At 59.4% G+C, this 15,746-nt stretch carries 13 protein-coding genes; 11 read left to right on the top strand and 2 right to left on the bottom strand.

Annotated elements, in window-relative coordinates; translation table 11 throughout:
- The first annotated feature begins 29 nt into the window (after positions 1–29).
- The 3 genes from A6U87_RS21565 (at position 30) to A6U87_RS21555 (ending at position 5,625) form a co-directional block, all read left to right on the top strand.
- A complete protein-coding gene (locus A6U87_RS21565; RefSeq protein ID WP_065693340.1) occupies positions 30–1,031 on the top strand; it encodes a dihydroxyacetone kinase subunit DhaK in 1,002 nt (333 codons plus the stop codon).
- Positions 1,032–1,239: 208 nt separating this feature from the next.
- A complete protein-coding gene (locus A6U87_RS21560; protein WP_065693339.1) occupies positions 1,240–2,427 on the top strand; it encodes an efflux RND transporter periplasmic adaptor subunit in 1,188 nt (395 codons plus the stop codon).
- 39 nt (positions 2,428–2,466) lie between these two features.
- A complete protein-coding gene (locus tag A6U87_RS21555) occupies positions 2,467–5,625 on the top strand; it encodes an efflux RND transporter permease subunit (RefSeq protein ID WP_065693338.1) in 3,159 nt (1,052 codons plus the stop codon).
- Between the two features lie 37 nt (positions 5,626–5,662).
- Here A6U87_RS21555 and A6U87_RS21550 read toward each other — a convergent pair whose 3' ends face one another.
- Complete coding sequence (locus A6U87_RS21550; protein ID WP_065693337.1) at positions 5,663–6,409, bottom strand: cysteine rich repeat-containing protein; 747 nt, start codon at positions 6,407–6,409, stop codon at positions 5,663–5,665.
- A gap of 238 nt (positions 6,410–6,647) precedes the next feature.
- Entirely contained in the window at positions 6,648–8,300 is a 1,653-nt protein-coding gene (locus tag A6U87_RS21545) for a phosphoethanolamine transferase (protein ID WP_065693336.1), read from the bottom strand.
- 460 nt (positions 8,301–8,760) lie between these two features.
- On the opposite strand from A6U87_RS21545, the gene rutA reads away from it, so the two are divergent.
- The 8 genes from rutA to repA all read left to right on the top strand — a co-directional run bounded on the left by rutA (position 8,761) and on the right by repA (position 15,738).
- Positions 8,761–9,852, top strand: a complete 1,092-nt coding sequence (gene rutA, locus A6U87_RS21540) for a pyrimidine utilization protein A (protein WP_065693335.1) — start codon at positions 8,761–8,763, stop codon at positions 9,850–9,852.
- On the top strand, positions 9,849–10,586 hold the full coding sequence (rutB, locus tag A6U87_RS21535) for a pyrimidine utilization protein B (RefSeq protein WP_065693334.1): 738 nt from the start codon (positions 9,849–9,851) through the stop codon (positions 10,584–10,586). Before rutA ends, rutB begins: the two co-directional genes overlap by 4 nt.
- Positions 10,587–10,597: 11 nt before the next feature.
- Entirely contained in the window at positions 10,598–10,987 is a 390-nt protein-coding gene (rutC, locus tag A6U87_RS21530; protein WP_065693333.1) for a pyrimidine utilization protein C, read from the top strand.
- A 4-nt stretch (positions 10,988–10,991) separates the two neighbouring features.
- The gene (gene rutD, locus A6U87_RS21525; RefSeq protein WP_065693332.1) at positions 10,992–11,783 is read left to right on the top strand and encodes a pyrimidine utilization protein D; all 792 of its coding nucleotides are present in this window, start codon (positions 10,992–10,994) and stop codon (positions 11,781–11,783) included.
- 10 nt (positions 11,784–11,793) lie between these two features.
- Positions 11,794–12,375, top strand: coding sequence for a malonic semialdehyde reductase (locus A6U87_RS21520; protein ID WP_065693331.1), 582 nt, complete (start codon positions 11,794–11,796; stop codon positions 12,373–12,375).
- A gap of 24 nt (positions 12,376–12,399) precedes the next feature.
- Positions 12,400–12,921 carry a flavin reductase gene (locus tag A6U87_RS21515; RefSeq protein ID WP_065693330.1) on the top strand — a complete coding sequence of 174 codons (522 nt, stop codon included), beginning with the start codon at positions 12,400–12,402 and terminating at the stop codon, positions 12,919–12,921.
- A gap of 77 nt (positions 12,922–12,998) precedes the next feature.
- Entirely contained in the window at positions 12,999–14,228 is a 1,230-nt protein-coding gene (locus tag A6U87_RS21510) for a calcium:proton antiporter (protein ID WP_244499549.1), read from the top strand.
- A 301-nt stretch (positions 14,229–14,529) separates the two neighbouring features.
- A complete protein-coding gene (gene repA / locus A6U87_RS21505; protein ID WP_244499548.1) occupies positions 14,530–15,738 on the top strand; it encodes a plasmid partitioning protein RepA in 1,209 nt (402 codons plus the stop codon).
- Positions 15,739–15,746 lie beyond the last annotated feature (8 nt).

The following is a 15,746-nucleotide window of genomic DNA, read 5'->3' as shown; positions in this document are numbered from 1 at the left end:
ATCGTAATCGCCGCCTTGGGAGGGGCTCGATGAAGAGGTTCATGAACACAGCGGAAACGATGGTCGCCGAAAGCGTTGAAGGCTTCGTGCGTGCCTATGAGACGTTTCTGGTGTTCGACAAGGAGCGTAAATGCGTGCGGCGCAAGCATCTGACGCCCGGCAAGGTTGCTGTTGTCTCGGGCGGCGGCGCCGGCCATGAGCCCATGCATATCGGCTTCATCGGTCGCGGCATGCTGGATGCCGCCTGCATCGGACACACCTTCACCTCCCCAACCCCTACCCAGATCATCAGGGCGATCGAGGAGGCCGATACCGGTGCAGGCTGCCTTCTCATCGTGAAGAATTATGACGGCGATGTGATGAACTTCGAGATGGCGATGGAGATGGTAGCGGGCCGTCATCAGATCGAAATGGTGATCGTCCGCGATGACATCGAAACAGCCCGGGCTGGTGACGGACGCGGGCGCCGGGGCGTCGCCGGTACACTGATCTTTGAGAAACTGCTTGGGGCAGCGGCGGAGCAAGGCATGCCGCTTGCCGAATTGAAGCGTTTCGGTGAGCGGTTGAATGACAGGGTGCGGTCGATGGGGGTGGCGCTTGGCGGTGTCACGGTGCCTCAAACGGACCGGCCGACCTTCGCGCTTGGGCCTGACGAGATGGAATTGGGTGTCGGCATCCACGGCGAGCCTGGTTATTCACGCGAAGCCTTCTGTGCGTCCGACCAGATTGTCAGCCGGCTATGCACGACGATCTTGAATGATCTTTCGCCGCCGGCGGACGCGAGAGCGCTGCTCTTCGTGAACGGGCTAGGAAGCACGCCACCCGCGGAATTGTACGTTGCATACAATGCGGCTCGCAATTGGATGGAAGAGCGGCATATTCACATCGCGCGGTCCCTGGTCGGAACCTATGTCACCTCGCTCGACATGCGGGGACTGTCCGTGACGCTTGCGCTTCTGACCGATGAAGAGATCGGTCTCTGGGACTTTCCGGTCGCCACCGCAGCGCTTCAATGGGAAGGCGATCGCTAGGGCGTTTTTGAGTTTGTTCCATTGCCAGTTGTGGCTGATTGGCAGGTGGAGTCGAACGTTTAGCCGATAGTGGTATATTCGTAAATGCTATTGCAATTTACGCTATAGCCGCCTCATATTGTCTTATGCCTTGGACCTGCGGGACGGCTGGCAGTGACAGGGCGCGCATGACGACTGGAAACGCCGAAGATCGTCTGGGGCAGCGACAATGCGTAAAGGGTTCAGTCAGGCTCTGCAGGTCTTGGTGACGCTTTCATGCGTGACGTTCATAGCCTCGTGCGACCGGCCCAACAACAGCTACGCACCGCCTCCCCCGCCTGTCGTGCATATAGCGCTCCCCGTGCAGGAATCGGTGACTCAATACTTCGAGCTGACCGGCAATACGGGGGCGCTCAACTCGGTCGATATCGAAGCCCGTGTCGTCGGCTATATCCAATCGATCGACTACCGCGACGGAACCCAGGTTACCAAGGGTACACAGCTCTTCGGCATCGAACGGGAGACCTATCAAGCGCAGGTCGATCAGGCAAAGGCGACGCTTGCGTCCGCCCAGGCATCGCAGGTCGGGGCGAAGCAGGAATATGATCGCCAACTCAATCTGATGAAGCAGGAGGTCACGACCCAGACCGCCGTGGATAGTGCGAAGGCGACCTACGATGAAGCCAACGCAACAATACTCAATGCGCAGGCGAGCCTTGAGCTTGCCACGATCAATCTCGGTTACACCCAAGTGCTGGCGCCCTTCGACGGAACCGTGACCAACCATCTCGTCGACATCGGCGAACTCGTGGGCGTGTCCGGCCCGACGACGCTTGCGACAATTGTCCAGACCGACCCGCTTTATGCCTACTTCAACGTGAGCGAGACACAGGTTCTGTCGATCAAGCAAATGCTCGCGAAACAGGGCCGCACGCTGAAACAGACGGACCTTCCCAACATCCCCGTTGAGATCGGCCTGCAGAACGAGGAAGGCTACCCGCACAAGGGGCATCTCGACTATGTGTCTCCGCAACTCGATACCTCGACAGGCACGCTGCAGGTACGAGGTCTCTTCGACAACAAGGAACGGGCGCTGATTCCGGGGCTTTTCGTGCGGGTTCGCGTCCCCGTCGGCCACGATGACAAGGCGCTGCTGGTACGGAACGACGCCATCGGGACAAACCAGCAGGGCAGCTATGTGCTGGTTCTCGGGAAAGACGACACCGTCGAGCAGAGGCCGGTGAAGACTGGCCAGCGCGAAGGCGAATTGCGCGTTATCGAATCCGGACTCGACGCGGCCGATTGGGTGGTCATCGGGGGGATCCAGCAGGCTGTTCCGGGAAACAAGGTCTCACCTGAGAAAATCGACATGAAGGCTGCCGCAACGAGCGCGGCAGGAACTGCCACTACTCCATGAGTTTGCGATCGTCTTAGCCGACCAGTTGAGGACAACAGCATGATCTCGCGCTTCTTCATCGAGCGGCCAGTGCTTGCCAACGTCCTCGCCATGGTCTTCGTGTTGCTGGGCGTCGTGGCGATTTTCCAGCTGCCGGTAGCGCAGTACCCGAACGTCGTGCCTCCAACCGTGCAGGTCACCACGCGCTTCCCCGGGGCGAGCGCGAAGATGCTGATCGACACCGTTGCGCTGCCGATCGAGCAACAGGTCAACGGCGTCCAAGACATGCTCTATATGCAATCGACGAGCGCCAGCGACGGCACCTACTCGTTGACGGTGACCTTTGCCATCGGCACCGACCCTGACCAGGCGCAGGTGCTGGTCCAAAATCGCGTTGCGACAGCGATGTCGTCGCTGCCGGATGCAGTGCAGGCGCAGGGCGTCACGACACAGAAGAAGTCCACCGCGATCCTCGGCTTCGTCACACTGACGTCGCCCGATGGGCGCTATGACAGCCTGTTTCTGTCAAACTATGCCGTCATCAACCTGCAGAATGAGCTCTCCCGCCTCCCCGGCGTCGGCAACGTGACCGTATTCGGTGCCGGGCAATACGCCATGCGCATCTGGATGAATCCCGATCTTCTGCAGGCACGCGGGCTGACACCGCAGGATATCATCAACGTCGTGCAGCAGCAGAGCCAGGAGGTTGCCGCGGGACAGGTCGGGATGCCGCCTGTTCCGAAGGGGCAGGACTTCCAGTACACGTTGAACATCGACGGGCGTCTGAATGACGCGCCCGATTTCGAGAACATCATCGTCAAGGTCGATGCGAAGGACGGTGGGCGCATCACCCGTATTCGCGATATCGGCCGCGTCGAGCTCGGCGCCCAGAGTTACAGCCAGTCCTTCATGCAAAACGGTCAGCCTGCGACCGGCATCGGCATTTCCCAGCTGCCCGAGGCCAATGCCATTACCGTCGCCGAGGAGGTTTCCGCGCGCATGGCCGAGCTCTCCAAGAGCTTCCCGCAGGGCCTTGCCTACCAAATTCCCTTCGACACGACGAAATTTGTCAAGGCCTCCATCAGCGAGGTCTACATGACGTTGATTGAAGCCGGCGTTCTCGTCCTTGTCGTCATCCTCATCTTCCTTCAGGACTGGCGCGCCATGCTGGTGCCGGCGACAACGGTGCCGGTGACGATCATTGGGTCATTTGCCGCGATGGCGGCATTGAATTTCACCGTCAACCTGTCGACCCTGTTTGCCATCGTCCTTGCGATCGGCATCGTCGTCGATGACGCGATCGTCATCGTGGAAGGCGTTGCGCGGAAGATAGAAGAAGGCATGTCGGGCAGAGAAGCGGCCGAGGCGGCGATGGACGAGCTGTTCGGGCCGGTGATCGGGATCACCCTTGTCCTGATGGCGGTCTTCATTCCAGCCGCCTTCCTGCCCGGCCTGACCGGCCAGCTCTACAGACAGTTCGCGCTTGTTATCGCCGCGACGGCACTGATCAGTGCCATCAACGCGATGACGTTGAAGCCGACGCAATGCGCGTTGTGGCTGCGTCCACCGGTGCCGCCGGAGCAGCGCAACTTCATCTACCGCGGCTTCAACAGGATCTATGCGGCTGGCGAGAGGGGGTATGTCAGGCTCATCGGCGGTCTCGTTCGCCATAGCGCGGTATCGGTCATCGTTGCGCTGGTCCTGATCTCTGTCGCCATATGGGGTTTGACCCGCCAGCCGACCGCGTTTCTGCCGGTCGAAGATCAAGGCTATGTCCTGATCAGCGCTCAACTGCCGGACGGAGCTTCAAAGGAGCGCACGGATGCCGTCATGGCGCAGGTCGGCGCGATCGCACAGGCGACGCCGGGGGTGGACCAGGTGCTGACGATCAGCGGCATCTCGATCCTCGACAACAATGCGAGCCTTCAAAATGCCGGTGTCGCCTATGTCGTATTGAAGGACTGGGGCGAGCGTGGAAAGCAGAAGGGCCAGGACCTGCGTTCCATCTACGACCGCCTGAATGTCGATCTCGAGAAGGTTCTGGAGGCGCGGACGCTCGTCGTCGTACCCCCTCCGATCCAGGGTATCGGCAACGCAAACGGCTTTACCATGCAGGTTGAGCTGACCAGCGGTAACTTCGACTATCCGCTTCTGCAGACATTGGCGGAAACGATCGTCAGGAACGGCAATGCACAATCCTCATTGCAGAGGCTGAACTCGACATTCCGCTCCGAGGTGCCGCAGCTGGCGATCTCGGTGGATCGCATCAAGGCTGAAACGCTCGGCGTCACGACGGGACAAGTGTTCTCGGCGCTTTCCGGCTACGTGGGGTCCAGTTACGTCACCCAGTTCAACACGTTCGGCCGAACATTCCAGGTCTATGTGCAGGCTTCCCCCGAAGCGCGCGTGAGTGCCGCCGACATCGCCAATCTTAAGGTGAAGGCGGGGGACGGAACGATGATCCCGCTCGACACCGTCATCGATATTACGGAGAGCCAGGGGCCTTCGCTGATCAGTCTCTTTAACCTCTACCCGACAGCCACAATCGTGGGCGGGTCAGCCCCCGGCTTCAGCTCCGGCCAGGCGCTGCAGCTCATGGAGCAACTTGCCGACCAGACGCTTTCGCCGGGCACCCGGTTCGAATGGAGCGCACTTTCTTATCAGGAAAAGGCCGTCGGCTCGCAGATCTATGTCGTATTCGCGCTGGCCTTGCTGCTGGTCTATTTCGTGCTGGCCGGCCAGTATGAGAGCTGGATCTTGCCGCTGGCGGTGCTTCTTGCGGTGCCGCTTGCGCTGATTGGGACGGTCGGCGCATTGACCGCTACCGGTGTTGCCAACAATCTCTACACGCAGATTGGTCTCATCCTTCTGATCGCACTTGCCTCCAAGAACGCAATTCTGATCGTGGAATATGCACGTGACAAGCGCGCGGAGGGAATGGCGATCGGCGATGCTGCCATCGAAGCGGCACGGCTGCGTTTCCGGCCGATCCTGATGACGTCCTTTTCCTTCATCCTTGGCGTTCTGCCGCTGGTGCTTGCGTCCGGTGCGGGCGCTTCCGCGCGCAAGTCGATCGGGATCTCGGTCTTCAGCGGTATGATTGCATCGACCTGCCTGGCGGTGTTGTTCGTTCCGTCGTTCTACGTCGTACTGCAGCGCTTCGAGGAATACAGAAAGACAAGGCGCAATAAGGAGACAGCTCCAGTGTCGCAGGCATAGGGGCCTGTTTGCTGCGAGGAGAAACGCCTTTGGTCTCTCAGAGACCCTTGGTCAGGACTTTCTGGCAGCCCGCCGAGAGATGAGAGAGATTTTCTCGAAGGCATGCGATGCCGCGACCGCCGCCAAGCGGCACGGTGCTGCAAAGGCGGCGGAAATCCCCTCCGCAGGTCTCGCGCACAATCCTGACCTCTTGTCTCGGAGTGAACGACGGCATGGCTGCAGGTGGGGTTGCTGTGGTCGTTCCGCCGGCGGCCGGAGGGCTCGCCGCGGGAGCCGAGCCGGTTGACAGTGCGCCGACCGCCTGCTGGCACGAGCCAGATAGGGCGCTGTTGTTTTTCTGCAGGCATGAAAGCGCTTCGGCGCCGCCGGGCGTGACGCCCGAGCACAGCTTCATGAAATCGGAGCTGCAAGCCGACTTGATCGCATTACGCTGAGCCGTGGTGGGCGACGACGCCACGAGGATAACCGGTGCGGCCGGTGCTTCGGTTGGCGAGAATGCCGTCGCCTTCCTGGGTGCGGTTATGGCGGACACTGCCTTTTGGCAGCTCTCGGAGAGAGTCGCGCTATGCTTCTGCAGGCAGGTCAATGCCTCGATGCCGCCAGGCGTTACGCCTGAGCACTGCGCTATGAAGTCCGCGCGGCAGGCTGCCCTGACTGCACTCCGCTGTTCGGGCGTGGGCTGTTGCGCCAACGCGGAACCGAAAGAGATTACGAAGGCAAGAAATGCGTGAGACGCTACGAGCGTGCGCGCGCGTCGCTGAAGATAAGGTGAGTAATCCTGCATTGTTCTCTCCACCTGCGAGATCGACAATATTACATTTCACCATCTGTATATTAGGGTAGCATTGTTTTCAGTGTCTCGATAGCTCCGAGATGCTGTACAGGTTCTGCGCTCCCTCCCGGCTCTATTGAAGCTAATCTCATCCTGCTTGAGCTGAAGCAGTAGAAGCCCGCCTAGCCTGCATTTCGGCGACGGGATGGAAGTGCCGGCAGGGCCTAAATGGCGCAAGCCGGCACTCGGGTCAGTTGGTCGTTAGCGATGCAACGTTGGCTGGCTGCCGCCTGCACCCGGCAAAGACGTCAAGCTTCGGATCATAGACCTTCGTCGAGACATCGATGAGGCCCAGGATGCTATGGAAGAAGTTGTCGTGCGAGTAGGTCTCGCCTGCCCGGTTTGCCAGACACACAGTATCGAAGCCGGCGGTCTTCTGGAGATCATCCGACAGCCAGGCAAGGAATGGCACGTGCGTCTGCTGCGACGGAGCAATGAAATACGGCGTGCCATGGAGATATATACCGTTCTCGCCCAGTGACTCGCCGTGATCCGATAGATAGACGACAGCTCCCGTCAGGTTCTCCGAACGCCGCTTTACCTTCTCGATGACCGACGCCACGAGGTGGTCAGTATAGAGGATGGTATTGTCGTAAGCGTTCCTGATTTCCTCAGGCGAGCAGCTTCCGAAATCATTGGCGCGGCAATCCGGTTTGAAGCGCCGGAATTCCTCGGGGTAGCGCGCAAAGTATGCGGGGCCATGACTGCCGAGCTGATGAAGGACAAGGACGCTGTCGCCGTTCACCTTGTCGAGCCATGCGTCCACCTTGTCCAAAAGGATGTCGTCGAGGCATTCGCCGTCCTTGCAGAAGCGCGGATCGGCCGACGGAGGCAGGTAGGTGTAGGAAACGCGATCGGTGACGTGATAGCTGCCGGTGTCGTTGTCGAGCCAGGTGCTCGTCACCTTCGCGTTGGCAAGGACGTCCAGGAGGTTCTGTGTTTCCAGACCCTTGCGGTGCGTATAGGTATTTCTTGTGTAGACCGAAAACAGGCACGGCAGCGAAACGGCTGTCGCCGTGCCGCAGCTGCTCGTGTTCTGGAAGTACACGACATTCTGCTTCTTCAGCTCAGGATTCGTCTCGCGCTTGTATCCGCCAAGCGAGAAATCCTCCGCGCGTGCCGTTTCTCCGACAACGAGGATGGTTACGCGTGGCTTGGCCGGATTTATAGAACCGACGCGGTGAGCGTCGGTTCCCAACGGCTGGGCAACGACGCGTGCGTCACGCTGGAGAGAAATGGCGAATTTCACCGCGCTGGTGATCGGGGCAAATGGATTGAGCGTGTCGAGGATGTCGTTGTGAGCGCGCCCGACGCCGGCAAATGTCCGGTAGTTGCCGAGGCCCACGGCCGCAAAAACCGCGAGGCACCCCACGACGACCGCGGTATTGTGCGCAAGCTTTTGCAGTAGGGGACGGTGCTGGATCCGAACCCACAGGATGAGCAGAGACGGCAGGATGCCGGTCAGCAGCAGGTGGATCGCAAACCGCGTGGTGATGAGATGGCCGGCCTCGGCACCGGTCGAAACGGCGGCGTTGCGGATCATCTCCCTGTCGACGATCACGCCGAACTGGTCCGTGAACCAGGATGCCGCGGATGAGACGAGAATGAAGAAGATCAGGAATGGCTTGGTAATATACTTTGCCGAAAAGGCAGTGATGAACGCCATGCTCGCCACCGCGATGCCGGTGAGGAAAAGCGCAAACGAGAGGTGATCGGCCTCGAAATATCCGAACGCCTTGGTCCAGAATGTGCGGTTGGTCACGAGCAGGATGTAGGCGGTCGTTATCAGGCAGAGCGTTACTGCGCCGATTGCTGGCCGGAAGGCATTCGCTCCGGCCTTCATTTTATTGTCGCTCAAGCGATTGTCTCCAGAAGATTACTGGCGCGGGACATCTCGGGGGAGAGCCACAGGAGATCGACGGTCCGCGCCGACTCTGGATGACGATCTTTTCTGACAAGAACCTGAAGGCTTGCGGTTCGGAGGGCCGGAGGACTGTGTCGTAAACAGGTTTCGCGGACCAATCGCCCCATGGTCGGAGCACACTTCTCGGACGCCTTCCGCGGCGATCTGGTGGGTATTTTGTGGGCAAAATCTTGCACTGGTGAAAATGTAGGCGGCAATGACCGTCATTTCGGCAGAAAATTTATCATCCGATAAAAAATTGACCAAACGATAAATAAACAGAGAGCATCAACAAGCGTGGCGTTGATTTTATTGATGTTTTCAGAGTGGCACGCAACCTGCATTCAATACTGCGAACCCAAGGCCTCGGCCGCCCGTCGCCTCAAGAGGAGAGCAGAATATGGAAGTCGGTGTTTTCATTCCGATTGGAAATAATGGTTGGTTGCTGTCTGAGAACGCACCGCAGTACAAGCCGACCTTCGAGCTGAACAAGGAAATTACGCTGAAGGCGGAGAAGTACGGTCTCGACTTCGTGCTGTCGATGATCAAGCTCCGTGGTTTCGGCGGCAAGACCGAGTTCTGGGATCACAATCTCGAATCCTTCACGTTGATGTCTGGGCTGGCTGCGGTCACGACGCGAATCAAGCTGTTCGCGACGGCAGCGACGCTTGTGATGCCACCCGCCATCGTCGCCCGCATGGCGTCGACAATCGATTCCATCTCCAATGGCCGGTTTGGCCTCAATCTTGTGACCGGCTGGCAGCGGCCGGAATATTCGCAGATGGGGATGTGGCCCGGCGATGAGTATTTCACCAAGCGCTACGATTATCTGGGTGAGTACGCAACGGTTCTGAGGGACCTCTGGGAAACCGGCAAGAGCGATCTGAAAGGCGAGTTCTTCCAGATGGACGATTGCCGTCTCTCGCCCCAGCCGCAGACCCACATGAAGGTCATCTGCGCGGGCTCCTCGAATGCAGGTATGGAGTTTTCGGCACAATATGCCGATTATAACTTCTGCTTCGGCGTTGGAGTGAACACGCCGAAGGCGTTCGCGCCAGCCGCCGAGCGCTTGCAGGCGGCAACAGCGAAGACCGGCCGCGATGTCTCCTCCTTCGTGCTTTTCATGGTGATCGCCGACGAGACCGACGAGGCGGCCCGCGCCAAGTGGGAGAGCTACAAGGATGGCGCCGACCAGGAGGCCATTGCCTGGCTTGGCTTGCAGGGCGCAGCCGACACGAAATCCGGCGCGGACACCAACGTTCGGCAGATGGCCGATCCGGTATCGGCGGTCAACATCAACATGGGAACGCTGGTCGGTTCATACGAAACAGTCGCCGCGCTGCTCGATGAGGTGCCGACGGTACCGGGAACCGGCGGTGTGCTTCTGACCTTCGATGATTTCGTGAAGGGCGTCGAGGATTTCGGAACGAAGATCCAGCCCCTGATGAAGTGCCGGCAGCATATCAAGCCGATGCTGGAGGCTGCAGAATGAGCACCGCTGCAGCTGGATATGTCGCACCTCAAGAGCATGCGCAGAGCGTCACCCTACCCGCCCGTCCTGAGCCGATCACCCTGAAACCGAGCGAGACCGCTGTCGTCGTTGTCGACATGCAAAACGCCTACTCGACGGAGGGTGGTTATGTCGATCTCGCTGGCTTCGACATAGCCGGCGCCAAGGGCACGATTGCCAACATAAAGAGGACGCTCGACGCGGCGCGCGCGGCGGGCGTGCAGGTCATCTACTTCCAGAACGGCTGGGACAAGGACTACGTGGAGGCCGGAGGACCGGGCTCGCCGAACTACCACAAATCCAATGCGCTGAAGACGATGCGTCAGCGGCCGGAACTGCACGGCAAGCTTCTCGCCAAAGGCACCTGGGACTACGCGATCGTCGACGAGTTGCAGCCCCTGCCCGGCGATATCCTGGTTCCGAAGACCCGTTACAGCGGCTTCTTCAACACAAACATGGACAGCGTGCTGCGCGCACGGGGGATTCGCAATCTCGTCTTTGTCGGTATCGCGACGAATGTCTGCGTGGAGAGCTCGCTGCGGGACGCGTTTCATCTCGAATATTTCGGGGTGATGCTCGAGGACGCCACCCACCACCTCGGCCCGGACTTCATTCAGCAAGCGACCGTCTACAACGTCGAAAAGTTCTTTGGCTGGGTTGCGACGGTCAACGACTTCTGCGGCGTCATTTCTCAAGCAGCCCCGGCCACCCCTTAAGGAGAGTTTCAATGCCAAAGTCTATCGTCGTTCCGGTCGGAACACAGAAGCCGATCGCACCCTATTCGCCGGGCACTCTCGCCGATGGCGTCGTCTACGTCTCGGGCACCCTGCCCTTCGACAAGAACAACGATGTCGTCCACGTAGGCGACGCAGGCGGACAGACACGGCACGTGCTCGAAACGATCAAATCGGTGATCGAGACGGCTGGCGGCACGATGGAGGACGTGACGATGAACCACATCTTCGTCACGGACTGGTCCAACTATCAGGCCGTCAACGCTGTCTATGCCGAATATTTTCCGGGCGACAAGCCAGCGCGCTACTGCGTCCAGTGCGGCCTCGTAAAACCGGATGCATTGGTCGAAATCGCCACCGTCGCTCATATTGGCAAGAAGTAAGAGCATGCATTTCGAGGTTCATGGGATTGATCATCCGGAGGCCGGGACAGTGATCCTCTCCTCCGGCCTTGGTGGATCCGGTCGCTACTGGGCGCCTCAGATCGAGGCGCTTTCCACCCGGTTTCGCATTGTCACCTACGACCACCGTGGTACGGGCCGAACCGGTGGTGACGTGCCGGAGGGTGGAGTTGGCGCCATGGCGGATGATGTGCTGGCGATCGCGAGCGAGCTTCAGCTCGATCGCTTCGACTTCGTCGGCCATGCGCTTGGCGGGTTGATCGGTCTGGATATTGCGCTGCGGCGGCCCGGGTTGATCGATCGGCTTGTTCTCGTCAACGCATGGAGCAAGGCTGATCCACATTCCGGCCGATGCTTCGACGTTCGCGTTGAACTGCTCGAACGCTCTGGTGTCGAGGCATTTGTCAAAGCCCAGCCTCTCTTTCTCTACCCGGCCATCTGGATGTCCGAAAACGCGGAGCGAATGGGCGCCGAGGACGACCATGGCGTCGCTCATTTCCAGGGTAAGGCGAATATCTTGCGACGCATCGCGGCCCTGCGCGCCTTTGATGTCGACGACCGCCTCGGCGAGATCGACACTCCCACGCTGGTGGTCGCCACGCGCGATGATCTGCTCGTGCCCTATTCGCGATCAGTTCGCCTGGCGGATGGTTTGCCGAATGCCCAACTCGCTCTTTCGGATTTCGGCGCCCATGCAGTGAACGTCGTTGAACCGGAACGGTTCAACAGAACACTTATGAGTTTTCTGGAACAAGACGCCCACGCTCCCCAAGGATAAGAAATTGACGATGCTTGATGATGCCGCCCTTGCGGCCCTTTTCACGGATGCGCGCACCCACAATGGCTGGGACGATCGACCGATCGCGCCTGAGACGATCCACAAACTCTACGAACTTGTGCGGATGGGGCCGACCTCGGCCAACTGCTCGCCGGCACGCTTCGTGTTCGTGGAAAGCGCTGAAGCCAAGGCGAAGCTGGAGCCGTCCATTTCATCGGGCAACCGGGAGAAGACCATGACGGCTCCCCTCACCGTCATCGCTGCCTACGACGCGGCCTTTTACGAGCGCCTGCCGGAGTTGTTTCCGCACGCTGACGCTCGGTCGTGGTTTACATCCAGCCCGACCCTCAGCGAGGAAACGGCATTCCGGAATGCGACCCTTCAGGCGGGATATCTGATCCTCGCAGCACGTGCGCTCGGGCTTGATACAGGTCCTATGTCCGGGTTCGACAAGGCGAGAGTCGACGAAGCCTTCTTTGCGGGGACAAGCTGGAAATCAAATCTCTTGATCAACCTCGGCCACGGGGATCCCTCGAAGCTCTTTGGTCGCTTGCCGCGGCTCAGCTTCGAGGATGCATGCGTTATCGCCTGATGTCACTTGCGCAAGGAACCTGACATGCACGCCACTCCTTTGAGTCCGCCTCCATCGATCATTCCATCTCTCGACGAGAGAAAGGATGAGTATCGCAACGCGATGGCGCGGCTTGGGGCTGCGGTCAACATCGTGACGACGGATGGTCCCGGTGGCCTTGCCGGCTTTGCGGCAACGGCAGTGTGCAGCGTCAGTGACAGTCCCCCAACTCTATTGGTATGCCTCAACAGGGCGTCGTCCGCCTACCCTGCCGTCAAGGCCAATCAGGTGCTTTGCGTCAATACGCTAGAGGGAGGCCATGCCGATCTCAGTCGGCGGTTTGGCGGCAAGACCCCGGCAAAGGAGCGTTTCGACGGTGCCAATTGGTCGTTGCTGGAGACGGGCGCACCGGTGCTTGATGACGCGTTGGTATCTCTCGACTGCAGGGTGAAGACTGTCTCGGACGGCGGCACGCACGACATCCTGATCTGCGAGGTTGTGGCGATCCGCGAAAACGATGGCGGCCAGGCGCTGATCTATTTCAATCGGCAATATCACACGCTGTAACCGGCTGATCGCGATCAACGTACGTCAAAGGTCGGTGCTTCGTGATCGCCAGTTGATATAGCCGGGAAACCGGGCAAATGTCATGTTCAGGTGCACGCGACCGCTGGCGCGTCGCGCGCTTGGGTGCGGACGCCGTGATGGCGTCGCGAACGGCTGTGGAGGGCACCGGTGTGACTGCGGAGAGCGGTACGTCGCGACGTGCTGGGTTTGGTGAGTTGGCCCATCGGGAGTGGTTTCTTGCCGTCAGCGCGGTGACGAGCATCCTGTTCCTCATCTATGGCGATACCTTTACCAGCCAGTTTGCCAATCCTGTGTGGCTGACGATCATCTTTGTCTGGTTGTTTTCCGTCGTCCTCGGCTCCGCGCTCTGCGTCGTTCGCCATGCCGATCATCTTGCCGAGCGGTTGGGTGAGCCCTACGGCACACTGATCCTGACATTGACCATCACGTCGATCGAGGTGATGGCCATTACGGCCGTGATGCTGCACGGCGACAACAATCCAACGCTCGTCACCCATACGCTGTTTGCCGTCGTGATGATCATCTTGAACGGCATGGTTGGCCTCTCCTTGCTTGTGGGAGGGTGGCGGAGACCTGATCAGCACCACAATCTCCAAGGCGCCAACGCCTATCTCGGTGTCATCGTACCATTGGCGACGCTGAGCATGATCATGCCGAATTTCACCCGACAAAGTGACGGGCCAGGCTACTCCATTCCGCAGCAGTCGATTTTGGCGGTGATCTCAGTCGGTCTCTACGCTGTGTTCCTGATGCTCCAGACAGGTCGGCACCGGGGATTTTTCATTGATGATGGCGAGGAAGGTGTGAACGTCCAGCACAAGACTGCTCACGAGGGGTCGCTCTGGTTTCCGGTCGCTTTCCTATTCGCTTACATGGCGCTGGTCGTGTTCCTGGTCGAGAAGCTCGCGCCTCCGATAGACTACTTTATCGAGACACTGCACGCGCCCATTGCGCTTGGCGGCGTTATGATGGCGGTGCTGGTTGCGACGCCGGAAGCGATCAGCGCCGTGCGTGCCTCGGTAGCCAATCACCTGCAGCGGTCGGTGAACATTTTTCTCGGTTCGGTGCTGTCCACGATCGGCTTGACGGTACCCGCCATGCTGGTGATCAGTCATGTCACCGACCGCCCTATCGTACTTGGTCTGGAGCACAGCGATCCCGTCCTGCTGATCCTGACGCTTGCGCTGAGCATGCTGACTTTCGCGAGTGGACGCACGCATCTGATGCAGGGTGCGGTTCATCTGGTCCTGTTCCTGGCGTATTTTCTGCTGATTTTCGCCAAGTAGGAATCGATTCGAGAGAGCGCTACCTTCGCGCTCGCCATCGAAACAGGGCGAGTGCGGCCTGCAGATGGGTGTCTGGCAGGGGCGAGATGCGACGACAAGCAAGTGGATGGTGGCGGTGGTGTTAAACCACTGTTACAAATAACGAAAAGCGGAATTGCACCCTGCCGCCATTTCAAGTCCGCGAAAGGGGTTAATGCCTTGTTAACCTTAAAGATCTTGTCGGAACTCATCGAATCGTGTCTCTAATCACAGACGGCAAGGATGCGTCAGACGCGCAGAAACCGTTTTGAAGAGCTTGCGAATGCTAAAAGTTGTGATGCCCCGACTGGAAAACGAGACAACGTCGCAAAGGATCACGCGTCAAGCGTCGGCTCTTTCCGACCGCTTGCGCGCCGTCGGCGAACTCGCCTTCCCACCGTTGGCGGAGAAATCGCTGCGATCGTTTACCTCTGGCGAGGTCGCGCAGATTGTCGGCGTCTCCGATGGGTATCTCAGACAGTTGTCGCTTGATGGCCTCGGCCCGATGCCCGAACTTGGTACGGCGGGACGGCGTTCCTATACGCTCGAGCAGATCAACGAACTTCGCGAGTACCTTGCTAAGGCACGGCCGAAGGAAGCGCTGAAGTTCTGGCCGCGCCGCCGCGCCGGCGAGAAACTGCAGGTGATCACGGTTGCCAACTTCAAGGGCGGGTCGGCGAAGACGACGACCTCGCTCTACCTAGCACAGGGACTGGCACTTCAGGGATATCGGGTTCTGGCGATCGATCTCGACCCGCAGGCATCGCTGTCGGCGATGTTCGGATATCAGCCGGAGTTCGACGTTGCGCCGAACACAACGCTCTATGGTGCGATCCGTTACGACGAAGACCGCGTTGATATGCGGTCGGTTATTCGCAAGACCTATTTTGCGGGGATCGATCTGGTGCCTGGCAACCTGGAGCTCATGGAGTTCGAGCACGAGACGCCTAGGGCACTCAGCAAGCGGACGGGGCCGGAGGATTTGTTCTTCCGGCGCGTCGCCGTCGCCATCGACCAGATCGAAGCGGACTACGATGTTGTCGTGATCGATTGCCCGCCACAGCTCGGCTTTCTGACGATGGGTGCGCTGAATGCGGCGACCGGAATGTTGGTCACCATCCACCCGCAGATGGTTGACGTGGCCTCGATGAGCCAGTTCCTGCTGATGACGGCGGACCTCGTGTCTGTCCTGGAAGAGGCCGGCGGCCATCTCAACTACGACTTCCTGAAGTTTGTCGTCACGCGACATGATCCACGCGACGTGCCGGAGCAGGAGATCGTCGGGTTGCTTCGCGACTTGTTCGGACCGGATGTTTTGCGAGCGACAGCATGGAAATCGACGGCAATTGCAAATGCCGGACTGACCAAGCAGTCGCTCTATGAGCTTTCGAAGGGTTCCGTTGGACGCTCGGTCTATGACCGCGCCATGGAGTCCATTAATGCGGTCAACGCTGAAGTGGTGGCGATGATATCGGAGGTATGGGGTCGATGATCTCTTCT

It is taken from the genome of Rhizobium sp. AC44/96, from assembly GCF_001692185.1.
Classification (GTDB): Bacteria; Pseudomonadota; Alphaproteobacteria; order Rhizobiales; family Rhizobiaceae; genus Rhizobium.
The sequence above is the reverse complement of the archived record's forward strand: the minus strand, read 5'-3'. Positions and strand labels throughout refer to the sequence as shown.